Genomic DNA, 21,947 nt, shown 5'->3' with positions numbered 1-21,947 from the left:
CTTTCGTGTACATACACGTTATACGCTAGTATCAATTTGATTACAACCCCTTAAACCAAAAATGGTTTCAAAACCAGCCGCTTTACCGCGACCTCAAGTCATTCGACCAGGGTTTGATCACGGCCATTGACCGGCGCAAAAAAAACCAGCGCAGACTGTTCTGCGCTGGGCGATTGCCAAATCATCTACGGGTAGCGGCTCAAAAACTGGACCAACGAAAATTCAGCTACCATGCTACATAATGGCCACGAGATGCTTTGCCACCAGCCGAGCTTTTTGGGCCATTACCTCAGGCGTATCTGTTGCCCCGTTTTGCAACCAAGCGACCATTAAATTCCAAACCCCACCCGCCGCAAACGCATAGATGTAGGGCTCAGTCTGCGGAAACATCTTCGCCAACAAGCTATCATGGGTCGCTTGAGTCAAGGCCGTTAGCAGTTGCGGCAGCAAATGATTGGTGGCTAGGCTTCTCAAGAACCCCAAATGTGCTTGCCAATAGTCGAAATAGACTTCGACCACTTCCTGGAAATGTTGTGGCCTCGCCTTTTGAATCCTTTTAAACAGTTGGGCGACCTCCGCTGCGATCAACTGATTCAACACTTGATCGATGGATTCGTAATGACGATAAAACGTTCGCCGCGACAAGCCGGCGCGCGTCGCCAAGGCACTGACCGTGATTTTTGGGTAAGGTTCTTGCTCAAGCAATTGGACCAAGGCTTGTTGAAACCATGCAAGCGACTGGTCGACCTGCTGCACGCGTCTCGTAGATTTATCTGTCACAATTTATCCTCCGCCGTGCCACTTCTCGTGCATGTTTACTTAGCCACAGTATAATGCAGTTTGTTAAATATCACAAATGAGACACGGAGGGACAAAAATGCAGTGGTTTAGAAATTATTGGTATCGGGTTGGCGGCATCATTTTAGTCACCATGATGGGCTGGCTATGGCTGGCACGGCCACAACTGGGAGCCTTGCAACTAATGACACTGTTAAATCTCATGGCCTTGTTCGCCCATCAATTAGAAGAATATCAATGCCCCGGTGGCGCCCCGATGGTTATCAATCGTGTGGTTTACGATGAAACTAAACAACCAGATCGTTTTCCTGGCAACGCGTTGTCGATCATGCTGGTGAATGTCAGCGCCTGGCTGATTTACGGCATTGCGATTGCACTGCCCGATCTCATTTGGTGGGGCACTGGCGTCATGCTATTCAGCCTATTTCAAATTCTCGGCCACTGCTTGGAGATGAACCTCAAGCTCAAAACTTGGTACAACCCTGGCATGGCGACCACCTTATTGCTTTTTTTGCCTTTGGGTTGGCGTTACCTCGCCTATGTGCTCACCCATCATTTGTTAACCACTGGTGGCTGGTTGGCCGCATTCGGCATGCTGGTAGCTTGTCTCACAGTGACCATCATCCTCCCGGTGCAAGGGTTGAAGAACCGCAACACGCCGTATCCCATCGATGCTTGGCAGGTTCAGCGCTTTGACCAAGTCACAAATTGGGCCAGAATTAGGAAGTAGGGGGCCAGAGATGAAAAGAATAATCTTACATTGGTACGAACTGGCGGTTTATGTTGCCGCCGGGCTGGCAATGCTGATTGCGCTAGGTGACTGGTCATTTGAACAGCGAATTTTATTACTGAGCCTGTGCTTATTGCATGTGCACTTTTTTGAAGAATTCGGGTTTCCTGGTGGCTTTCTTTGGGGCGGCCTCAAGGTGGAGCAAGGCCAAGTGAACGCCGATGTCGCCAAATGGCCATTAAACATGTTAAGCGCTTGGTGGGGCAATGAATGGTTTGCCTTAGCCGTCTACACGGTGCCCTTGTTTTTGCCTCGAATCCACTGGCTGGTGTTAGCCGCCGTCATTTTTGCTTTTACAGAAGTCCTGATGCATGTGGTGATTTTCAACCTCGGCTTGCGCAGTTGGTACAATCCCGGTTTGGTGTCAGCATTGTTTGGCCTGATGCCGACGTCAGTTTGGTATCTGCACTGGGCCTTGCCCCAAGGTCGCTTCAGTTTGGATGATTTACCATTGGCCATACTTTGGATTGCACTTAATTACTGGATAGCCTTTAAATCACCGATTTGCAATGCCCTCACTGCCAGAACCGAGTATCGTTTAAGCAAACGCGAAGTCATGAAGGCGCGGATCTATATGCAGCGCACCCACGCCGATGCCAACCAGTTGCATCATTTTGGCGATGAAGCAGGCGATTAGCAATGGCATCCTGCTAAAGTTTTTCGCCGTTTTCAGCTTCTGTGATGGTGCGGTCCTCCGCAATTAGCAAAATCAATCCTCTTGGTCAGACTGATTCTACGCCTCTTTATCACTGGGAAAATTATCATCAGGGTGCTTAATGGCGTGGCCTACCGCAACGCCACTAACCACTAGGGCCGCCCCGCCTGCTGCATAAAATTCGAGGCTCAACCCAAAGGCCAAATACAATAAGATGAGAAAGGCGATGATGCCGACAAACAAGATGGCAAACCGCGTATAGATTGGTAGCAGCTTGGGCTGACGCAGATACCAATACCGCTGCCGGACAAACTGCAAAGCCGCGATGCTGCAACTCAGCACCATCACGAGCATGGCTTGAACCAGTGGCGGGGTCTGCAACCACGGCCAATCAAACAGAGCACCTAAAACCAGTACCATCATAATCGCGACCGCGACCAGCAGAACCCAATAAGCCCGCTGCGCTTTAGTCGCCGCTTGCGCCTTCGCTTGCATATCGGTAACCAGTTCATGATCCCCCCGAATTAAATCATCCAGTGACAAGCCAAATAAATCGCTCAGCGCAATCAAAGCATCAATATCAGGATAAGTGCGCCCATTCTCCCACCCTGAAATCGTTTGGCGACTGACATGAATCTGGTCAGCCGGTTGTTGCTGCGTCAGATTCTGTTTTAGTCTTGCCTGTTTCAGGCGAGTGCCGAACGTCATCGCTATCGCATCCCTTCGGCCCAATTATGCCACGAGCCTCATTCCTCAGATAGTAAAGGCGCATAAATATGGTGACGAGATTTGTTGCATCCCGCGCGTACGCGGTGATTCGGGTCATTTATAATCAGACCAAGTCCCTCTTCACGACTGTTTAAGTGTGGAGAGAAACTGCTTTGAACACTTTTTACAAATGGCCGCCGTTTAATCATAAAATTTGTGAATGATATTTCAAATCATCTTCTGACCATCTTAAAATTTCATTCCCTCTTGTACACTAGAGCAATAAGTCAGGAGGAATTCAAACATGCAAAAAGCAGTCGTTCTCGGTGGGGCCGGCCATATCGGTTCATATCTTGTTCCTATGCTCGTTAAACGCGGTTATGCCGTGACCTCAGTAACGCGTGGCAAACATCAGCCTTATGTCACTGATACCGCTTGGCAACATGTTGACCACTTATATCTAGATCGCCAACAGGATCCAGCCTTCGCTGACAAAGTTGCCGCAGTCAACGCGGATATTGTGATTGACTTAATCAGCTTCACGTTAGCCGACACGAAAAAAATGGTCGCCGCCTTAAAGCCGACAAAACTCAGTCACTATCTATTTTGTTCTTCGGTTTGGGCCCATGGCAGAGCGGAAATCTTGCCTGCCGATCCGAATAGCATGAACAAACACCCGCTTGATGAATATGGAAAACAAAAATACGCGAGTGAATTGTACTTGAAACAAGAATTCCGTGAAAACGGCTTTCCGGCTACGGTGATTATGCCAGGCCAAATCTCTGGTCCTGGTTGGACGATCATCAGCCCCTTAGCTAATGAAAACCCAGAAGTTTTTCAAAAGATCGCCGATAATCAGTCGATCACCTTGCCTAACTTCGGTATGGAAACCTTGCACCTCGTCCACGCCAGCGATGTTGCCCAGCTGTTTCTTAAAGCAGTCATGCATCGCCAGCTTGCATTGGGTGAAAGCTTTCACGCGGTCGGCTCCAACTCATTGACACTTTATGGCTATGCCCAAGCAATGTATCGCTTCTTTGATACCACACCACAAATCAAGTTTCTCCAATGGGACGCTTGGTCCAAGCAAAATGCGCCTAAAGACGTTGATAAAACTTACTATCACATTGCCAGAAGTGGCCAATACAGTATCGCTAATGCGCAAAAGCTGTTAGATTATCAGCCTCAATATTCTCCAATCGAAGTCGCGGAAATCGCCGTCCAAAGCTACTTAGACCGCGGCATCATTCATCACGCTTAGTCTTCAATAATGTGGTTATCGATTGGTCGAATTTCTGTTAACGCTGAGAGTTGTTTCTTGAACGCCAGATTTTGCTGATAGCCCAGTGCAAAATAACAGCTATATAAAATGTCGAGCAGTAACGACATAGAGGTCAAACTGGAGAAACTGCCAATTTTGGAATAGGCTTTTTCGCGCGTGGTGACATGCAAGGTCACATCAGCTAATCGAGACAAATGATTTTCGCCAATACTGGTAACGGCAATAATCGGGACATGATTAGTCTTAAGATAGCCTAACGCTTGAAACAAGGGATCTGATTCGCCGGAATACGAAAGGCAAACCACACAATCATCTTGAGTCATCATCGCTGCTTCTTGAAACATGGTGTTTTGAATCGGAAAGACCGTGGCGGACTTGCCGATATGTCGCAGCTTAAAGACGAACTCTTCAGCCATAAAGTTGAGATTTGATAATGTCAATAAATTCACAGTCCTGTGCGTCTGCATGATGCGCAGGGCCTTTTGTAAACTGTCATGATCAACCAAGGCCAACGTATCTTTGGCGCTTTCAACTTCTAATTGGGTAATCTTCCCCGCAATCGTCATTGCAGAATCTTGCTCAGTAAATGGCATGTTTGCATCCAAATTTTGAAAATTTGATTGCAGGTATTCCACTTCTGCCAAAAAACTCGCCTTTAGTTCCCGCCAGCCATTAAAGCCTAACTTTTTGGCCACCCGTACCACTACCGATGGCGAAGTGTAGGTTGCCTGGGCAATCTGAGGGGTACCGAAGGATTTGATTTGGTCTTCTTTTGACAAAATGAAATCCACAATCAGTTGCTCATTTGCCGAGAATTGAGTTCGTTGCATCTTTTCTTGGAGTAACATCACAATCACCTCAAATCAATCGTACCGGCCACCTCTGCTTTTCAGGTTGGCCGTTGCTTAAAATGTATACAGCCACTAGAGCACTCTGATTTTTCGAATCTGAATGAAAGACCCCATCACTTATGATACGGACTCCCAATCTGTATCATAAACGCCCGGTATATCTGCTCAATTAGCACCAGCCGCATCAGCTGATGCGGCATGGTGAGTTTACCAAAGCTCAACGTATCATTCGCCCGTTTCATCACCGCTGGCGACAACCCCAGCGAGCCGCCAATCACGAAGGTAATGTCGGAATGGCCATAGGTCGCCAGATCTTCGATTTCTTTGGCAAAAACTTCGCTGGGTCGCTGCTTCCCTTCAATGGCCAGCGCAATGACCCATTCTTTGTCTTTAATCTTGCCCAAAATCCGTTCACCTTCAACGGCTTTGACCTGCGTCATCTCGGCCTCAGACAGCGACTCTGGGGCCTTTTCGTCGGCCACTTCCACAATTTCGACCTTGGCAAATTTAGTCAGGCGTTTGCGATACTCCGCAATCCCGTCCTTGAAGTATTTTTCTTTCAGCTTGCCCACGCCGATAATTTTGATATTCATGTTCGTCCGCCTCTGCTTTCCTGTTCAGTATAGCAAAAAAGCGCCTGCTCCTCGCAAACGCTCTCGCGACTATTTGAACCACCGGCTGGCGAAATCATACAACGGCGTGGTCATAGGTGTGGTATGGAGCGCCGTTTCAAATGGCCCGGTGTAAATGGCCACATCAGCACCTTGCGCCAGTTTCACCGCCCAAGTCGGGTCATACAGAAGCTGCTGACCCACCGCCACTAATTCTGTCGTCCTCAGCACGCCCTCAACGTCTTCGCGGGTACGCACGCCGCCCACGCCGACCAAGGGCAACCGGCCCGCCAGCTGCTCATGCACTGCAGTCAAAATACTGCGGTCATTCACGCCGGTCCGTGCCACGCGCCGATAGTCATTGAGCGACACGTGCAAATAGTCCAGCGGCTGCTGGGCCAGCTGATCCACCAACCACAGGGTATCGTCAAAGCGAATGCCTGGCGTTTCATACTCCTCTGGCGACAAGCGATAACCCACAGCAAACGGGCGGTCGGCCGTTTCGTGCACCGCCGTCATCACTGCGTCAATCACGGCTTGAATGAAGCCGTACCGCTTTTCTCGAGAACCGCCAAACGCATCAGTCCGCCGGTTGGAATGCGGGGAGAAAAACTGTTGTAACAAATAAGTATTCGCCCCGTGTAATTCCACACCATCGAAGCCCGCCGCAATCGCCCGGCGGGTAGCCGCGCCAAAGGCCGCAATGGTGGCCTGAATCTCTGCAGTGGTCATAGCCCGCGGCGTTTCGGCATTGGCCCGTTCTGCAGCCACGGCGCTGGCCGATACCGGCTGTTCACCACTCAGCGTGGCCCGATCAGTCATCCGGCCGGCATGAAAAATCTGCACGATGGCTTTGGCGCCTTGGACGTGAATCGCCCCAGCCAGCGCTGCCAGCTGCGGAATTTCTGCGTCTCGGTCAATGCCCAGCTCGCCTGGCCAGCCTTTACCGCTTGGCTGCACATTGGCAGCACCGGTAATGACGGCGCCCAAGCCTTTCGCCCGCGTGTGATAATACGCGATTTCATCTTGCGTCACCGTGCCATCGAAAAAGCTTTGTTTCGTCGTCATCGGCGACATCATCAAGCGGTTCGGTAAGGTCACCCCAGACCGCAACTTCAGTGATTCATTGATCTTAACCATTGCACTGCCCCCTCAGGTTGTGTTGTTTATCACTTACTAGTTATAAGCTCATCACAGCACTAATGCCACCGGCGATTCGGTCAAATAAGCGGTGACCACTCCGGTAATTGTTCGCTAATGATTGACAATGTAACGACTTATTGCCCACTTTTTACACATTACCCTCACTGCAATTTTTTGGCCTCGTCGTACAAGCAAATTTATAAAATGCCGATTTGACGGCATTTAGGTGCATTTTTTTAGCCTTTTTTACCCCTCATCCGTATAATTTACCTTAGCGTGTGTTTTACACGAGTTTTACACACGCTCCATTGTTTCACTTGTCTTTTAAGTGCAGAATAGTAGTGTTGAGTCAATTTTGGAGCGTGTAAAAACATATGACTGTAATCAAAAACATTGCCAAAGACCGGGTGCTTCAGATCACCGCTGCCTTGGTAGTGCTGAGCCTGTTCGTTGCTAAGCCACGACTTGCGGACATCAGCTTTTCAACACTCTGGTCGATTCTCGGGATGATGACGGTCATCCAGATTTTTGAATACCTGCACATCCTCGATTATTTCGCCTACCGTCTAACCAGTATCGCCGCTGACTCCAGGCAGCTGCTGGTGATGTTCGTCGGTCTGGCGCTAGTCGCTGGGATGGTGCTCACCAACGACGTGACCGTCATCACCTTGGTGCCGTTGTACCTTCAAATTGCCAAAAAATACAACTTACGCGAAATTCTGCCAGTAACGCTAATCGGCATGGCGGCTAACTTCGGCAGTGCGTTCACCCCATTTGGGAATACGCACAACATCTACCTGATGAGCCACTACACAATTACGGCTGGCCAGTTCTTCGGCTGGTCGACCCCGCTGCTGATTGCCAGCATCATTTTGCTCGCCGGGTTTGTGTTGTTCATCCCTAAACAACCACTACCGACCGTTGAGTTCCAGGACATTCACATCCAAACCCGGCCAACGGTGATCACTTGCATCGTGGCGCTGTTGATTTTCGCTGGGGTCTTCAAGTTCATCCCTTCCTACGTTGGCGCCATCGCCGCGATTTTGCTGGCCAGTGTTTACAACCGTGAAATCATGAAAAATGTCGACTATGCGATTGTTTTGACCTTCGCCGGTTTCTTCGTGATTGTCAGCGTCCTCCAGCAGATTCCTTGGGTTGTCAATCTCATCTCTAGCTTGATGAGCAGCGCCCACTCCGTTTTCCTTACCAGCATTCTCAGCAGTCAGCTGATTTCTAATGTCCCATCAACGGTCTTGATTGGGAAATTTACCAATTACGCCGCGGCGCTATTCCTCGGTTCCAATATTGGCGGCCTCGGCACCGTGGTCGGCTCTATGTGCAACCTGCTGGTGTACAAGGAATACACCGACTGGGGCAATCATCATCCCGGCAAGTTCTTCCTCGGCTTTTTCGCCTTCAACATCATCGGCCTGTTGGTGCTGGGAGCCATGGGCTGGCTCATTCTCGATTTCGTTTATTAGGCAAAACCAAACGCGCGTCAACTGCAATTGAGTTGGCGCGCGTTTTAATTGGCCTCGAGGACGGTCGGCATGAGCTTGGCGCGGATTTTATTCGGTAACTCGGCCCGTTTAACCGGCTGCCAACGCAGCACCTTTTGCCCTTTCGTTTTTACCGCCAAATAGGTGTCAGGGGCAAGCGGCTGATCCGTGACTTGGATCATAAGTTGGCGCGCCAGCCCGCAGCGATCATAGGCGGTCAATACATAGCGATAATCCCGGCCGCCATGTGCATTGGGTAGCCATTCCACTTGCTTCGCCTGGGTTGAGACATAAACCGTGGTGCACGGCACGACTGGATTCAAATAGTCAATCGCCGCCGCAGCCTGGGTGGTTTGATTGCGCGTCATTAGCGGCATGCCAAACAGCACTGCCATCACAATAATCACTAATGCGCCGCAATTCAACCCAGCCCGTTTCATGTGCTCCCCTCCTTGTTGTCACTATACCAATCAGGATATTTATCGGCATACGACTTAGGAAGGATTTCACATGGGGCCTTCGTGGGATTTTTTGCAGTGAAATTCCGCGATGAACTTTCTAAGCGGGATAGATTCTCAATAATCAGAAGGATGGGAGCCCAAGGTTAACTTCTCTCCCTAAACCCGCGGCGCCGCAGCCCATTCGCAAAAAAGCGGCACCACCGCAATGGGTGATGCCGCTCATGAACATTAGAGGTCTTCGCCGTTGGTGGCGATTACTTGTTTGTACCAGTTGAAGGAGTCCTTGCGGCTGCGCTTCCAGCTGCCATGGCCTTCGTCGTCAGCATCGACGTAGATGAAGCCATAACGCTTCTTCATTTCACCGGTTGAAGCTGAAACGATATCAATCGCGCTCCAAGGTGTGTAGCCAATCAGCGGCACACCATCTTCAGCGACAGCCTTTTCGGCTTGCAACAAGTGGTCGCTCAGGTACTTGATGCGGTAGTCATCGTGAATGCTGCCATCCGCTTCCACCGTATCGTAAGCACCAAAGCCATTTTCTACGATAAACATTGGCTTGTGCCAACGGGCGTTCATCCAGTTCATCGCATAGCGCAGGCCGACGGGATCGATTTGCCAGCCCCAGTCGGAGCGCGGTACATACGGATTTTTGACGCTGGAGTTCGGTTCGTCGTAGTCCATTTCGGGGTTGTTTTCGTTATATTCTACGGCATTGCTGTTGTAGTACGAGAAGCCGATGTAGTCCACGGCGCCGGCCTTCAAAATGGCCTCGTCTTCCGGCGTTACATCGACATGGATGCCTTTGCGGTCCCAGTAGTGGCGGACCCAAGCTGGATATTCGCCATTCGCCTGCACATCGCCGAAGTAGTAGCGGTAGTCCATGGCCCGCTGCGCAAACAGCACATCTTCTGGCTTGGCCGTCAGCGGGTAGATTGGGGAGAAGGCAATCATATCGCCAATTTGTAGGCTTGGATCGATGGCATGACCGATTTGAACCGCTTGGGCGCTAGCGACGAATTCCAGGTGAGCGGCTTGGAACATAGCTTCTTCCCAGTTTTCGTCATCCTTCAAAATCAAACCAGAGTTTTGCAGCAGCGCATGATCACTGCGCCAGTTGGTCTGGTTGTTGATTTCGTTGAAGGTCATCCAGTACTTGACCTTGTTGTGATAGCGGCGGAAGCAAGTTTCGGCAAATTTGGTGAAGGCATCCACCACGGCTCGGTTGCGGAAACCGCCGTATTCCTTGACCAGCTTCAGCGGAATTTCAAAGTGCGACAAGGTGACAACGGGCTGGATGCCATTTTCTAGGCAGGTATCAAACAGGTCGTCGTAGAACTTGAGGCCTTCCTCATTCGGCACGGCTTCGTCGCCATTGGGATAGATCCGAGTCCAGGCAATTGAGGTCCGGAAGCACTTGAAGCCCATTTCAGCAAATAGCTTGATGTCTTCCTTGTAGTGCGAATAAAACTCAACGCCCCAGTGGTTAGGGTAAGTCTGGTCAGGCAAAACCGCATCGTCCTCGATGCGGGCCACCCCATTGGCGCCGGCGCGCATCACATCCGCGATACTTAAGCCCTTGCCGCCTTCTTGCCAACCACCTTCAGCTTGGTGCGCCGCAATCGCGCCGCCCCATAAAAAGCCTTCCGGCATCTTATAACCTTTGCTCATAAAATGATCCTCCTTGTGACGATAAAATAGACGAGTGTGACGGACGAAATGCGGCCCGCAGCCTCTAGTTGCGCTCCGTGGGGCCAACGCCCGAGCAAGTAGCCTTTAGTTACGCTCCATGGGGCCAACGCCGAAGTGAGTAGCTACGCCAGAGGGCTCGCCGCCAAAACCAGCGGCAATCCCTCTGGCTAGGCTACTCATTCGGCTAAAAACAGCCCCATTGCGCAGCCTCTTTTACAAAAGTTTGGCGCTGCTTTGGGCCTCGCGACTCTGGCTAGCCAGGGGCGGGGCGCCATCACAGCGCCAAACGGAAATTATTTGTCAAGCAAACGCGGGAGACTACTTGCCTTCCTTGTCCAAACGCTTGTACAGATCAACGATTTCGCCCGCCAAGTCGCGGAACGTAATGCTGGTCATCAAGTGGTCTTGTGAGTGAACCATGAGCAGGCTAACCTTGGCGTGTTCGCCGTTAGCTTCAGCCGTCAGCATCTTAGTCTGTGAGTTGTGCGCATCAACTAAGAAACCATCAGCTTCTTTGAGCTTGGCATCTGCCGTGTCAAAATCACCCTTCTTGGCGGCTTGAATTGCTTCAAAAGCGGAGCTCTTCGCGTTACCACCATTCAGGATCAAGCCCATGATTGCGTCCATGTTCTGTTCTTCTTCAGCCATTGTATTCTCCCATCAAAAACTAGTTATTGCGTTCTGGTACCGGTTACTTTTTACGGCAAGCTTACTTTTGGAAGTTGTCGATTGAGGTAACGGCTTCCTTGAGGACCTTTTCGCCGTTCATCATGCCGTAGTCTTGCATGTTGATGACTTCGACAGGAATGTTGTTAACCTTCTTCTGGAATTGGCCAAGCAGGTAACGAACCTGAGGTCCAAGCATTAAAATGTCTGGGTTCTTCGTTGCCAATGCGTTGTCAGCATCGGAGGCAGCGGTTGCAAAAATCTCCGTATCAAGACCTTGAGCTTCAGATGCCTTCTGCATCTTGGATACAAGCAAGCTGGTGGACATCCCAGCAGAGCATACGAGCATGATTGTCTTTTTGTCAGCCATAATTAAGAACTCCCTTTGATTAAAATTTTCGCAGTTAAAGTTTAACCGCTTTCATTACAATGCTATAATAATACGTGGGTACAAAATAAACAAGTGCTTAGTGCAAAAATTTGTTTGGAGGGGCGCTCATGTATCATCAAATCGCGGAGGAACTGCTTCAATCGATTCAAGCTGGGGAGTACCAATCGAAACTCCCAACCGAGCAAGAATTGATGAAACGCTTTAATGTCAGTCGGAATACGATCAGGCGGGCGATCGATGTTGTTTATCAACACGGGTTGCTCCGCCGGATTCAAGGCAGCGGCTACTATGTCAATAATGTGCAATTGCAAAGCACGATGACCATTAATTTGTCCATCGGCGCCGGCAAATCCTTGGCCAAACGTGGCCCGCTGAAGTCGAAAATCGTCACCTTCGACCGGGTGCTGGCGCGTGAAATCCCGCTGGCTCAAAAAATGAAGATCAATGACGACACCGAATTGTGGCGCATCATTCGCCTGCGTTATTTCAACGGGATGCTTTACTGCCTTGAGGAAGCCTACTATCTGCGGGATGTCGTCCCATTTATCTCCACCGATGTCCTCGATGACTCGCTGTTTGACTTCGTGAAGGAAACATACGATATCGATCCCGATTCAAGTGATGACTTCTTATCCATGACCACCTTGGGCCCCGACAAAGCCGACCTGATGAACCTGAAGCCAGGCACGTCCCTGTTGACGCTGGCTCAGATCAACTACATGCGCAACAACGTCATCTTCAACTTCTCCCAAACGGTCTACTGCTACCCTGGGCTAGACTTCTACTTCCACTCAGCACACTTGAGCAGTAATTGACAGGCTGCGGAGGTCGACCGCACTTAGCCGGATGGGTAGCCTAGCTGAAGGCATTGCCGTCGCACTTTGACGGCGAGGCCTTCAGCGTAGCTATCCACTCCGGCGTTGGTCGGCCGGAGCGCAACTAGAAAGGGTGCGGAGGTCGACCGCACTTAGCCGGATGGGTAGCCTAGCTGAAGGCATTGCCGTCGCACTTTGACGGCGAGGCCTTCAGCGTAGCTATCCACTCCGGCGTTGGTCGGCCGGAGCGCAACTAGAAAGGCTGCGGAGGTTGACCGCCCCTAGCCGGATGGGTAGCCTAGCTCAAGGCATTGAAGCCTTTCCTTGGCTTCGGTGCCTTGGGCGTAGCTATCCACTCCGGCGTTGGTCGACCGGAGCGCAACTATAAAGGCTGCGGAACGGGGCGCACTTAGGATGATGGCGAGCCTAGCACAACACCTTGAAGCTGGACTTTGGTTTCGAGGTGCTGTGCGCAGCTGGACACTCATCCGTTGCCCCGTGGAGCGCATCTACGGCTGTGACGGTCGGCGGGCTTAGTCCGACAAGTAGCCTATCCAGCTGCTCTTTACCAGTATGGCACATTAGAATTCTCTCCAACCAGTCAAAAGGACTCGCCTTCTGCATGAAGACGAGCCCTTTTGCGTTCCTTTTAAACGGCCTATAACGGTCGCGCTGGCTGCTTATCGCTAACGGTATTCCTGTCCCCTGCCAAGCGTCAAAGCGTTGAGCGTGCCTGCTAGGCGGTTTTAACCTCATACTGGTCGGCATCGCGTCGGCCAGTTCGAGCCCGCAGTGCGTACAAAATCGTGATAGTATCGACGACTTCTTGGAACAAGGCGCCAATGATCACCGGAATGACGCCGGCACTGGCAATCAGCATCAGGACGGTACAAATCCCAATCCCGATCCACACCGCTTCTTTCGCAATCCGCATGGTGTCTTGGGAAATGATCACGGCACACGCGACTTTGGTCAGGTCATCGCGCAAGACCACCGCGTCGGCGGATTCGCTGGCGGCCGTGGCACCGTGGGCACCCATGGCAATCCCAACATCGGCGACCGCCAAGGAAGGTGCATCGTTAACGCCATCGCCGACCATGACCACTGGCCGGTTTTCCTTAGGCGTTTGATCGAGCACGGCAATTTTGTCAGCCGGCAATTGTTCGGCATAGACCTCATCCAGACCAACTTGAGCCGCTACTTTATCAGCAATCGCTTGGGAGTCGCCAGAAATCATCAAGGTCTTTTCCACGCCTAATTCGTGCAAAGCCGTGATGGTTTGCTTAGCTTCAGGCCGCGTGCGGTCGGTAAAGGTGATAACGCCGGCGTACTGACCGGCCACGTTAACGAAGACGGAGGTGGCATCAACTTGCTGGTCAGTTTCAGCAAAGGCCGCCTTCCCGACCCGCACTAGTTGACCATTCACCGTACCTTGCACGCCTTGCGCGGTCACTTCTTCGGCATCCGCCACCGGCAGCAAGTCCTTGCCCGCTGCTTTAACCAACGACCGGGCCAAAATATGAGTGGATTGCTGTTCAGCACTGGCTGCCAGCTGCAAGAGCTGATCGGCCGTATAACCGGCTGTAGGCAAAATCTGATCCACCGCCAAGACGCCTTGCGTGATGGTCCCAGTTTTGTCGAAAGCGACAGTTTTCGCAGTGGCGAGCTTTTCCAAAGCGGTCCCAGACTTCACAATAATCCCGGCCCGGCTGGTGCGGCTCATTCCTGAGACCATGGCCACCGGCGCCGCCAAAATCAAAGGACATGGGCTGGCCACCACCAGCACCTCAGCGAAGCGCAACGGGTTACCCGTCACAGCCCAAGCCACGCCGGCAATCAGGTATGCCACCAGCGTAAATGGCAAGGCGTAGCGATCGGCCATGCGGACAAAATGCGCTGGCCGCGCTTCTGATTCTTGCACCAGCCGCACAATCCCTTGGTACTGGCTGTCGGCGGCGCGCTTGGTGACGCGTACGGTTAAGGCGGCATCGCCGTTGACCGTCCCACTCATCAGCTCATCATGAACGTTTTTCTCCACGGGCTTGGATTCACCAGTCAAACTGGCTTCATCGACCAAGCTACTGCCGGCCGTGACCACACCATCGACAGGCACCAGTTCACTCGGTTTTACCACGACGATATCGTCCACCTGCACGTCATCCACTGAGATATCGTGCAATTGACCGTCAACGAGGCGATGCGCCGTGGTCGGCGTATTATCCAGCAGTTGCTTGAGGTCAGCATTGGCCTTGGTGGCGGCAAAGTCTTCCAGCGCATCCCCACCAGTCAGCATCAGTAGCACAATTAAGGCTGCCCAATACTCCCCTACCGCCAAGGTCGCGACTACCGCGGTGATGGCCAAGAGGTCCACCCCAAAAGAGCCGCTCCGCAGCGTTTTGATCATATCAAGCAACATCAAAAGGGCAATGACCGCCCCAATCACTGTAATGACCACTTGCGCCCACTGTGCGTGGTGAAGCCCAAACTCACAAATCAACGCAATAATCCCGACACCTAGTACCGCCCAAAGCCGACGATAGTTTTTCACCGATCTCACTCCTTCATCAAATATCCGTCTTAATTATAACGGTTCTAATGTAGAAAGTCCAGTTAGATGAGAATTATTCTTCTTTAGGCGGGCACAACTCAATTGGCCACGCCACAGTCCCCGCTGCAATCAGGTTTTGCATGTGATTGAACAAAAATAGCAACCAGGTAAAGCCAATGGCAAAGCCTTGCATCTCAAACGCGGTTAATGACGGGTAGCGGAAAAACTGAAAGCCCATGTACATTAGGAATTCCAGTCCACCAACGGCATACGAAGCCCAGAGGAATTCTTTGGACACCCCTGGCAGCAGCCAGCGCAGGCTCAAAATGATGAGCAGGATAATCGACACCAACCACATCGACACCCGGTCGTGCAAGACGTGGAACTGGGCGTTGTTCGGGAAAATCCCAATGCACGCCAAGTCCACCGCCGCCAGTGTCAGCAAGCCGCGCAGGACATTCAGGCGCATGTTATGTGGATACTGCTCCGCCAAACACACAAACAGGTAATCGACCAAGGTGATCATCACCAGCGCGGTCATCACCAACGTGAGATTGAACTGCCAGGCATTGCGCGCCAACTGCGTCCCCAAAAAGCTCAGGTTATACTGCCACCAGCGGCGACTACCATTAGACGCCATCGCAATGACCGCGCCGGAAATCACCACCACCGTCAACAAAGTGGACAAGGTCGTGGCATTGAGCCGCAGCGCCATTTGCACCATAAAAATATTCGCTAACGACAAAAATACCAACAGCAGTACCAGCGCCGTGAACAGGTCGAAACTCGCGCCAGGGAACAAAGCCCCCAACACCCAAGAACCCCCTAGCAGCAGCATGCCCAAGATCACCACAAAGGCAATCATGATCACAGGAAAATTCCGCCAGTACACCCGCTTGGAAAAGCGATTGTCTGGGTCATTGCGCGATTGGATGAAGAACCCGGCAAAGAGCAAGGTCCCACTGACCAGCCCCAACCCAATGGTAAAACTGGCCACTGACACATCCCCATCCAGTGGTATCATGCGCAGGCCTTGACTCAGCCAATAAATGAACGCTCCCAGCGCTGCAACCCCTGCAGCCGCCAGTGGCCAAAGGAAACTCAGCCGCCCAGAGCGCAGCCGCTCTACCCGCTCTGGTTGCATGATGATGCGATCATTTTTAATTAACAGTTGCATTGGGGTATCTGGTTTCACCCGCAACTGTGCATACACCCCTTCTGGCACGGTGACGGTCAAGCGCTCGGTCGCCGGTTGCGGCGGGATTTTTGCTTGCTCCGTTTCTTTCATGATGATTTTCACTCCTATATTTGATCTCTTTGCCTATAATACCGTAACCAGCTAGCAAAATTCGCCTTTCACGCAAAAAAGCCCCGTCTCAGACTGGGCAATCTGAAGCAGGGCTCACTTTTTGGGAGGAGGAAATGGGTATCGATGATGAGAATAGTGGAGTCTATTCAATCTCGATGTGATGAGGATCTTGTTGCTGTTCGGTCAGCTTCGGCAAGGTAATGGTCAACACGCCGTTGTCGTAAGCCGCCTTGATGTTATCTTCGTCAACGTTGGGCAACCGATAGCTACGGCTCATCGCACCATAGCCACGTTCACTCATCAAGATATTGCCTTTGTCATCACTGTGATCGTTGAAGTCTTCCTTCTTCACACTGATGTTCAGCACATTGTCTTGGTAGTTGATGTGAATGTCGTCCTTCTTGATGCCAGGCACATCCACCTTCGCGACATAATTCTTGTCGGTTTCTTTGATGTCGGTCTTCAGCACCTTCGTATCAGGCATCATACGGTCAAAGAACCGTGGAGCAAAGTGATCGAAAAAGGGATCATCCAGCCAGTCATTCCGCGTCAACAAGTCATTTGCCATAACCAAAACTTCCTTTCTAAAATCTGAACTAGTCGCGCTGATTGCGCGGCGCGTACTTCTTTGGAACAATTCAAGGCTAACAGGTCGCCATTTTGACATTCAAATAAAATGCTTAAGCAATTGGAATCTGATGGTCAGCGGCAGCTTGGGTCAGCTTCGGTAGTGTGATGGTCAAAACCCCAGCCGTTAAATCAGCGGTAATCGCGTTAGCTGCCACGTTCGGCAACCGAAATGCCCGCTTGGCCGCCGCTTGGGGCCGCTCTTGAATCAAGTAATTGTGGTTCCCAGCTTCGGCCGACTTTTGCACTGCCACCGTCAACTGTTGATTTTGATAATTGAGGTCAATCTGATCTTTAGTGACCCCAGGAACATTCAACCGCGCAATATAAGCATCGGCAGTTTCTTCAATATCCGTTGGTAAATCGTTGGTTGGGCCCGCGTCCAGCCAATCGGAGAATGGATCAGCCAACCAGCGATCGCGCATAAGTTCATTTGCCATCATTGATGACTTCCTTTCATATCCAGCTCAACAAGGTTTCGTTCATTCCTTGTTTACATAATGTATTATCAGCCCTTTTAGCACTCTTGTCAATAGAGTGCTAAAAATAAATCAAAAAAACTGCTGCACCCGCATGGTCCCGATACAGCAGTGCTTTTAATCACCTGTTAGCAGATTTTGCCACCCAAGGCTTTCATTTCTTCACGCCGGGCTTGTTCCTCGTCACTGAGCGACTGCGCGCGGTCTAAGGTCACCGCACCGTCCAAGACGCCACTATCATCGCGCAGGTTCAGGGCCCCATTGCGATAATCCAGGGTGAGACCATGGCCCAAGTACATCGGCTCCAAGCTACCAGTCGTGATGGTCAGATCGGCATCATTGGCGAGAACGTCGGCATAATCGTCATCGGCCACTTCGCTGATCACCAGCTGGAACTTGTTGCCAATGGCACAGGTGCCGCCGAGCTTCGAGTACTTGCTGCTACCGTCGTCTAAGGCGAGGAACAGGTGCTCACTAGGTAAGACCTTTCCTGCTAAGTACGTCTTTGCTTCCGGCTTGATTGAGATTTCCATTTGACTCACCCTTTCGTGGTTTTTAGGTTGTGCACAACCTTTCCATCTCTTATATTACGGAGTTGCGAGGATAAAGTCAAGATTAACTTACTTTACGATAGTCCGTAAAGTGATCATACACACCCAAGCACACGCTATCCCCAACAGTTATCCACACGGTCAAAAACTTGACCCCTAGTGATTGTGTTCACTTCTGCTTTTGACACCAGATTTCGTGTCGCAAAAAATCAAGTCAATTATTTTTGATTTGGAGTTATCCACACTGACCAAATATTCAATTTCACGAACTACCCTGTCCAAAACCGCGTCCCAATAGGCCGTACAGGTGTTTGGTGAGCAAGAAAATTTTCTTATCCACAGGCCATCCACACCCTGTGCAAAAAACTATCCACGCTCGACAATCCAAGTTATGAACACTATCCACAGACTTATCCACAGGCTAAGGGGTCAGTTGTCCCCACTCGCAATTCACACTTGACAAAGTAATCCTGAACATTTCGGCGTGGCCACTGTCCAACATCTGGAAATGGGCAGAAAAAAGCCCGTCGCATCGTCGAATGCAACGGGCTTTACGAATGAGGGGCAGGGTGGGGTGAGTTCTTCGTGAATCATTCAGAGCCAGAAGCTGCTAACAACGCCAAAAAAGCGGAATGACCTTAACCGGGTCATTCCGTTTTTCTCATTAATGATAATTAGTTTGAACTCGACGTATCCAGCTGATCCGTGGTTTGACTCAGCTTCACACTGACGGTCTTCTTCTCGCTGCCGCGATAGTACGTCAGCTTGATGGTATCCCCGACTGCGTGCTTGTAAAGCGCGGTGTGCAAGGTGGCCACACTGGAGACGCTGGTGCCGTCAACGGCGACAATCACGTCGTAGCGCTTGAGGCCGGCTTGCTTGGCCACACTGGTCGAAGTAAAGCCTGCCACGACGATGCCTGAGGTGACACTAGATGGCACCTTCAGTAAGGAGCTCTGCTGCGAAGCGGAAACCGAGGACAGATCCCGGGCTTCAATCCCTAAGGCTGGGCGGACAACTTTCCCTTTTTCTACCAACTGGTTGATGATCGAAACGACTTCGTTACTTGGAATAGCAAAGCCCATCCCTTCAATCGTCGCTTCTGAGTTGCTGGTGCCAGACAGCTTCATCGAGTTAATCCCAATGACTTGTCCAGACAAGTTGATCAGCGGCCCACCAGAGTTCCCAGAGTTGATGGCGGCATCGGTTTGGATAACCGTGGCTTGGCCGGTAGTTTGGCCGGTGGTTTCATCGGTCACATCCACGGTCCGGCTGGTGGCAGAAATAATCCCTTGGGTCACTGAGGTTGCGTATTGCGAACCCAGCGGCGACCCAATCGCCAAGACGGTTTGGCCAGCGGCAATCGAGCTGGAGTCGCCGAAACTGGCGACTGTGGTGACCTTGCTGGCATCAATGGACAGTACCGCCAAGTCGGAAGTCGAATCCGTCCCGACTAATTTCGCGGTGACCTTGGTGCCATCAGACAAAATGACTTCCAGCGCATCGGAACCGGAGACCACGTGATTGTTCGTCACAATGTAGGCCTTACCGTCTTTCTTTTGGTAAATGACCCCGGAACCTTCGCTGGCTTCTTCTAGCTTGCCTGAGCTGCTACTATCACTGGATGATGAGCTGCTATCTTGGCCGAACATGTCACCAAAAACATCGAGGCCGCTGCTGGTGCTTTGCGACTTTTGCATATTGATGACCGAAACGACGGCCTTTTCAACCTTCGCAAAAGCGGTTTGCGAAGCGCTGCTTTCCTTCACTGAAACATTTGAAACTTGGGTGGTGCCAGATTTCTGACTGGTATTCGTCACGCCAAGATCCGCGCTACTACTTTGGCTGAGGCCCCAGTAGGCGACCCCGCCACCAACGCCGCCCCCGATCAAAGCCGCCACCACGGCAACGATGGCAAGTTGCTTGATGCCACCGCGCTTTGGTTTCGGCTGATTGTCAGGGGTTGGTTGTTCTTCTTGGAAATCGTGTGATTGATTATCCATTTCTGACCCTCCTACACGCTTATTTCGATAGTTTAAGTGTACAAAGTGGGTATGACGAAAATATGAAGAAGGCTAGTAATTATCGTGTCACTCGCCCTACGCGCCAACCGTGAACAACGGATCGGCAATTGCGGGGTCGGTGTCCAAAATCTTGAAGTCATGATCCACCGCCAAGCCTTGCGCTTTGAGCATATTCGCCACGGTCACATGGGCCAAGGCTTTGATGTTGTTATGCGGTGACAAGTGCCCGAGGTAGATGCGCTTGGTTTTCAGGCCAATCACATCCATGATGGCATTGGCCCCATCTTCATTGCTCAGATGGCCAAAATCGCCCAGAATGCGCTGCTTCAGCGACCACGGATACGGTCCTTCACGCAGCATTTCCAAGTCATGATTAGTTTCCATCACTAACGCATCGGCGTCGCGAATGGTGCCTTCGATGTGGTCCGACACGTAGCCCGTATCCGTCACAATCGCAAAGCGTTTGCCGTCATGCTGGAACTGGTAAAACTGGGCCGCCGCCGCGTCATGGGACACCCCGAAACTTTCGACATCGAGGTCGCCTAAATCTAGCGCCGCCCCGCGGTCAAACACCCGCAGCTGATCTGGTGGCAACTCGCCGACACTGCGCGGCAGTGCCGCAAACGTCGGGGCATTGGCATACACCGTCAGCTGCGGATACCGCCGCGCCAACACCCCAACGCCGCGACAATGATCCGTATGCTCATGCGTAATAAACACACTATCGATATCTTTGAGATCCCGATCGATACTATGCAGCAAATCATTCAGCTTTTTGCCCGACAACCCCGCATCCACTAGCACCTTATGCTGCGGCGTTTCGATATACGTAGCATTACCTGAACTACTTGATGCCAGCACCGACACCCGCATCCCAAAATCCTCTGTCAAAATAGTCACCTTTCTTTATAGGCTGCGGAGGTCGACCGCACTTAGCATGACGAGTAGCCTAGCCAGCTGGTTTGCCACCGCTTTTTGTGGCGGACCAGCTGGCGTAGCTAATCGCTCAGGCGTTGGTCGACCGGAGCGCAACTTTAGAAGCTGTGAAATAAGGCCGCTCTTAGCCGGGTTAGTGTAGTTGCGCTCCGCCGAGCACCGGGGGGAGCGTCCAGCTACGCTTAAGGCCTCTCCGTCAAGACCAGACGACAATGCCTCAAGCTTGATCAGTCTGTAGCGCATAGCGCGTACAGACTGACATGCGTTAGAAAGGCTAGCCGTCCCCCTAAGTGCGCTCGGCTCCGCAGCCTGTTAATCTGCTACTCTAGCTTTCAGCACAGTCTTATTGATCGCGTTGACTTTCTTCACGGTCAAATTCTTCGACCCTTGACTTTCAATCCCGACGAACCAGGCGGGGATATAAACGGTACTGCCTTTTGCATCCAGGAGGTAAGTATAGGCTAAGCGCGTCCATTTGACCGTGCTGTTGTTGGCAATTTCGTTTTCCCGGTACAAGGTCGTTACAGCATCTTGCGCGCTGCACAACGCGACATTCGCACGCAAGGTGGTGGCGCTTGGCAGGTAGGTTTGGGTATAACCGGTCAGGCGGTGGTTGGCCACATGCAGCGTCAACTGCGCCCGGTCATCATAAAACAGATGGCCCCCGATTTTCTGCGCGAAGACGTAAGCACTGGCGCTGGAAAGTTGCGGGGCGTAGACATAGACCTCGCCATGGATCACATTGCCTTCCGTCACCCAGCGCTTGAGCCGCGCCGTGACATTGCTTTTGACCGTAAGCGGACTTTGCAAGGTCGCCGTGAGCGTCGTGCCATCAGTCTTGGAGAAGCGCAAACTTTGGCCGGCCAGCGGCGCCGCATCGGCTTGAAGGGTCGAGGCGTTGGTGCTGGCTAGATAGCTGCCTTCGCGCGTGGTAGCGCTGAGTTTGGGCAGCTTAATGTCATCGCGCTTAATGTCTTGCAGCACTTCCGAAGTCGCATCCCCAGCCGTGGCCAAATCCACCTGCTGATTTTGGAAGAACGTCATCCCTAAAAAGATGTTCAGCGCCACGAACACAATTAGAAAAATAGTTTCGATGCGTCTAAAGTCCATCCTT

22 protein-coding genes are annotated in these 21,947 nt (G+C 51.6%); 5 read left to right on the top strand and 17 right to left on the bottom strand.

All coding sequences use genetic code 11. From position 1 onward, the window contains the following. Positions 1-234: 234 nt before the first annotated feature. Positions 235-780 carry a TetR/AcrR family transcriptional regulator gene (locus tag JUF11_RS04275; protein ID WP_204118491.1) on the bottom strand — a complete coding sequence of 182 codons (546 nt, stop codon included), beginning with the start codon at positions 778-780 and terminating at the stop codon, positions 235-237. Between the two features lie 97 nt (positions 781-877). On the opposite strand from JUF11_RS04275, the gene JUF11_RS04270 reads away from it, so the two are divergent. Both JUF11_RS04270 and JUF11_RS04265 read left to right on the top strand, forming a co-directional pair. Then, the gene (locus tag JUF11_RS04270; RefSeq protein ID WP_204118490.1) at positions 878-1,528 is read left to right on the top strand and encodes an HXXEE domain-containing protein; all 651 of its coding nucleotides are present in this window, start codon (positions 878-880) and stop codon (positions 1,526-1,528) included. 10 nt (positions 1,529-1,538) lie between these two features. Then, positions 1,539-2,225, top strand: coding sequence for an HXXEE domain-containing protein (locus tag JUF11_RS04265; protein WP_204118489.1), 687 nt, complete (start codon positions 1,539-1,541; stop codon positions 2,223-2,225). 96 nt (positions 2,226-2,321) lie between these two features. On the opposite strand, the gene JUF11_RS04260 is transcribed toward JUF11_RS04265, so the two are convergent. Next, on the bottom strand, positions 2,322-2,951 hold the full coding sequence (locus JUF11_RS04260) for a helix-turn-helix transcriptional regulator (RefSeq protein ID WP_204118488.1): 630 nt from the start codon (positions 2,949-2,951) through the stop codon (positions 2,322-2,324). 304 nt (positions 2,952-3,255) lie between these two features. Here JUF11_RS04260 and JUF11_RS04255 point away from each other — a divergent pair, with 304 nt between their 5' ends. Next, the gene (locus tag JUF11_RS04255; RefSeq protein ID WP_204118487.1) at positions 3,256-4,212 is read left to right on the top strand and encodes an NAD-dependent epimerase/dehydratase family protein; all 957 of its coding nucleotides are present in this window, start codon (positions 3,256-3,258) and stop codon (positions 4,210-4,212) included. Here JUF11_RS04255 and JUF11_RS04250 read toward each other — a convergent pair. The 3 genes from JUF11_RS04250 to JUF11_RS04240 all read right to left on the bottom strand — a co-directional run bounded on the left by JUF11_RS04250 (position 4,209) and on the right by JUF11_RS04240 (position 6,835). Further along, positions 4,209-5,081, bottom strand: coding sequence for a MurR/RpiR family transcriptional regulator (locus JUF11_RS04250; protein ID WP_204118486.1), 873 nt, complete (start codon positions 5,079-5,081; stop codon positions 4,209-4,211). The genes JUF11_RS04255 and JUF11_RS04250 overlap by 4 nt on opposite strands. 116 nt (positions 5,082-5,197) lie before the next feature. Further along, a complete protein-coding gene (rlmH, locus tag JUF11_RS04245) occupies positions 5,198-5,677 on the bottom strand; it encodes a 23S rRNA (pseudouridine(1915)-N(3))-methyltransferase RlmH (RefSeq protein ID WP_204118485.1) in 480 nt (159 codons plus the stop codon). A 69-nt stretch (positions 5,678-5,746) separates the two neighbouring features. Then, entirely contained in the window at positions 5,747-6,835 is a 1,089-nt protein-coding gene (locus tag JUF11_RS04240; RefSeq protein WP_204118484.1) for an NADH-dependent flavin oxidoreductase, read from the bottom strand. 377 nt (positions 6,836-7,212) lie between these two features. Between JUF11_RS04240 and JUF11_RS04235 the strand changes: the two genes are divergently transcribed. Further along, positions 7,213-8,319 (top strand): SLC13 family permease, encoded by a 1,107-nt coding sequence (locus JUF11_RS04235; protein WP_204118483.1) that lies wholly within the window; start codon positions 7,213-7,215, stop codon positions 8,317-8,319. Between the two features lie 44 nt (positions 8,320-8,363). Here the strand turns inward: JUF11_RS04235 and JUF11_RS04230 are convergent, their stop codons facing one another. The 4 genes from JUF11_RS04230 to JUF11_RS04215 all read right to left on the bottom strand — a co-directional run bounded on the left by JUF11_RS04230 (position 8,364) and on the right by JUF11_RS04215 (position 11,523). Further along, a complete protein-coding gene (locus tag JUF11_RS04230; protein ID WP_204118482.1) occupies positions 8,364-8,777 on the bottom strand; it encodes a YxeA family protein in 414 nt (137 codons plus the stop codon). 249 nt (positions 8,778-9,026) lie between these two features. Continuing rightward, complete coding sequence (locus JUF11_RS04225; protein WP_204118481.1) at positions 9,027-10,466, bottom strand: 6-phospho-beta-glucosidase; 1,440 nt, start codon at positions 10,464-10,466, stop codon at positions 9,027-9,029. A gap of 339 nt (positions 10,467-10,805) precedes the next feature. Continuing rightward, positions 10,806-11,135: a PTS lactose/cellobiose transporter subunit IIA gene (locus tag JUF11_RS04220; RefSeq protein ID WP_125579324.1), complete on the bottom strand. Its 330-nt coding sequence runs from the start codon at positions 11,133-11,135 to the stop codon at positions 10,806-10,808. A 61-nt stretch (positions 11,136-11,196) separates the two neighbouring features. Beyond that, a complete protein-coding gene (locus tag JUF11_RS04215) occupies positions 11,197-11,523 on the bottom strand; it encodes a PTS sugar transporter subunit IIB (protein ID WP_125579325.1) in 327 nt (108 codons plus the stop codon). Positions 11,524-11,651: 128 nt separating this feature from the next. Between JUF11_RS04215 and JUF11_RS04210 the strand changes: the two genes are divergently transcribed. After that, the gene (locus JUF11_RS04210) at positions 11,652-12,359 is read left to right on the top strand and encodes a GntR family transcriptional regulator (protein ID WP_125579326.1); all 708 of its coding nucleotides are present in this window, start codon (positions 11,652-11,654) and stop codon (positions 12,357-12,359) included. Positions 12,360-13,095: 736 nt separating this feature from the next. On the opposite strand, the gene JUF11_RS04205 is transcribed toward JUF11_RS04210, so the two are convergent. From JUF11_RS04205 to JUF11_RS04170, 8 genes are all read right to left on the bottom strand, one after another. Then, positions 13,096-14,907 (bottom strand): heavy metal translocating P-type ATPase, encoded by a 1,812-nt coding sequence (locus JUF11_RS04205; RefSeq protein WP_204118480.1) that lies wholly within the window; start codon positions 14,905-14,907, stop codon positions 13,096-13,098. Positions 14,908-14,980: 73 nt separating this feature from the next. After that, a complete protein-coding gene (locus JUF11_RS04200; RefSeq protein WP_236000428.1) occupies positions 14,981-16,195 on the bottom strand; it encodes a hypothetical protein in 1,215 nt (404 codons plus the stop codon). Positions 16,196-16,358: 163 nt separating this feature from the next. Further along, positions 16,359-16,784 carry an Hsp20/alpha crystallin family protein gene (locus tag JUF11_RS04195; RefSeq protein WP_125579328.1) on the bottom strand — a complete coding sequence of 142 codons (426 nt, stop codon included), beginning with the start codon at positions 16,782-16,784 and terminating at the stop codon, positions 16,359-16,361. 112 nt (positions 16,785-16,896) lie between these two features. Continuing rightward, positions 16,897-17,283, bottom strand: coding sequence for an Hsp20/alpha crystallin family protein (locus JUF11_RS04190; RefSeq protein WP_204118479.1), 387 nt, complete (start codon positions 17,281-17,283; stop codon positions 16,897-16,899). Between the two features lie 167 nt (positions 17,284-17,450). After that, positions 17,451-17,855: an iron-sulfur cluster biosynthesis family protein gene (locus tag JUF11_RS04185; RefSeq protein WP_204118478.1), complete on the bottom strand. Its 405-nt coding sequence runs from the start codon at positions 17,853-17,855 to the stop codon at positions 17,451-17,453. Between the two features lie 692 nt (positions 17,856-18,547). Further along, complete coding sequence (locus JUF11_RS04180) at positions 18,548-19,876, bottom strand: S1C family serine protease (RefSeq protein WP_204118477.1); 1,329 nt, start codon at positions 19,874-19,876, stop codon at positions 18,548-18,550. 96 nt (positions 19,877-19,972) lie between these two features. After that, on the bottom strand, positions 19,973-20,797 hold the full coding sequence (locus JUF11_RS04175) for an MBL fold metallo-hydrolase (protein ID WP_125579332.1): 825 nt from the start codon (positions 20,795-20,797) through the stop codon (positions 19,973-19,975). A gap of 348 nt (positions 20,798-21,145) precedes the next feature. After that, positions 21,146-21,943, bottom strand: a complete 798-nt coding sequence (locus JUF11_RS04170) for a two-component system regulatory protein YycI (protein WP_204118476.1) — start codon at positions 21,941-21,943, stop codon at positions 21,146-21,148. Positions 21,944-21,947 lie beyond the last annotated feature (4 nt).

The sequence above is a fragment of the Lacticaseibacillus suilingensis genome (genome assembly GCF_016861845.1).
GTDB lineage: Bacteria > Bacillota > Bacilli > Lactobacillales > Lactobacillaceae > Lacticaseibacillus > Lacticaseibacillus suilingensis.
Note: the sequence above shows the minus strand (reverse complement) of the source record. Positions and strands in the feature narration are given on the sequence as shown.

Bases quoted from the DNA above. Each gene is read 5' to 3' on its own strand.
- JUF11_RS04270 (WP_204118490.1), top strand. From the start codon at position 878: ATGCAGTGGTTTAGAAATTATTGGTATCGGGTTGGCGGCATCATTTTA.
- JUF11_RS04265 (WP_204118489.1), top strand. From the start codon at position 1,539: ATGAAAAGAATAATCTTACATTGGTACGAACTGGCGGTTTATGTTGCC.
- JUF11_RS04260 (WP_204118488.1), bottom strand. From the start codon at position 2,951: ATGACGTTCGGCACTCGCCTGAAACAGGCAAGACTAAAACAGAATCTG.
- JUF11_RS04255 (WP_204118487.1), top strand. From the start codon at position 3,256: ATGCAAAAAGCAGTCGTTCTCGGTGGGGCCGGCCATATCGGTTCATAT.
- JUF11_RS04250 (WP_204118486.1), bottom strand. From the start codon at position 5,081: ATGTTACTCCAAGAAAAGATGCAACGAACTCAATTCTCGGCAAATGAG.
- rlmH (WP_204118485.1), bottom strand. From the start codon at position 5,677: ATGAATATCAAAATTATCGGCGTGGGCAAGCTGAAAGAAAAATACTTC.
- JUF11_RS04240 (WP_204118484.1), bottom strand. From the start codon at position 6,835: ATGGTTAAGATCAATGAATCACTGAAGTTGCGGTCTGGGGTGACCTTA.
- JUF11_RS04235 (WP_204118483.1), top strand. From the start codon at position 7,213: ATGACTGTAATCAAAAACATTGCCAAAGACCGGGTGCTTCAGATCACC.
- JUF11_RS04230 (WP_204118482.1), bottom strand. From the start codon at position 8,777: ATGAAACGGGCTGGGTTGAATTGCGGCGCATTAGTGATTATTGTGATG.
- JUF11_RS04225 (WP_204118481.1), bottom strand. From the start codon at position 10,466: ATGAGCAAAGGTTATAAGATGCCGGAAGGCTTTTTATGGGGCGGCGCG.
- JUF11_RS04220 (WP_125579324.1), bottom strand. From the start codon at position 11,135: ATGGCTGAAGAAGAACAGAACATGGACGCAATCATGGGCTTGATCCTG.
- JUF11_RS04215 (WP_125579325.1), bottom strand. From the start codon at position 11,523: ATGGCTGACAAAAAGACAATCATGCTCGTATGCTCTGCTGGGATGTCC.
- JUF11_RS04210 (WP_125579326.1), top strand. From the start codon at position 11,652: ATGTATCATCAAATCGCGGAGGAACTGCTTCAATCGATTCAAGCTGGG.
- JUF11_RS04200 (WP_236000428.1), bottom strand. From the start codon at position 16,195: ATGAAAGAAACGGAGCAAGCAAAAATCCCGCCGCAACCGGCGACCGAG.
- JUF11_RS04195 (WP_125579328.1), bottom strand. From the start codon at position 16,784: ATGGCAAATGACTTGTTGACGCGGAATGACTGGCTGGATGATCCCTTT.
- JUF11_RS04190 (WP_204118479.1), bottom strand. From the start codon at position 17,283: ATGGCAAATGAACTTATGCGCGATCGCTGGTTGGCTGATCCATTCTCC.
- JUF11_RS04185 (WP_204118478.1), bottom strand. From the start codon at position 17,855: ATGGAAATCTCAATCAAGCCGGAAGCAAAGACGTACTTAGCAGGAAAG.
- JUF11_RS04180 (WP_204118477.1), bottom strand. From the start codon at position 19,876: ATGGATAATCAATCACACGATTTCCAAGAAGAACAACCAACCCCTGAC.
- JUF11_RS04170 (WP_204118476.1), bottom strand. From the start codon at position 21,943: ATGGACTTTAGACGCATCGAAACTATTTTTCTAATTGTGTTCGTGGCG.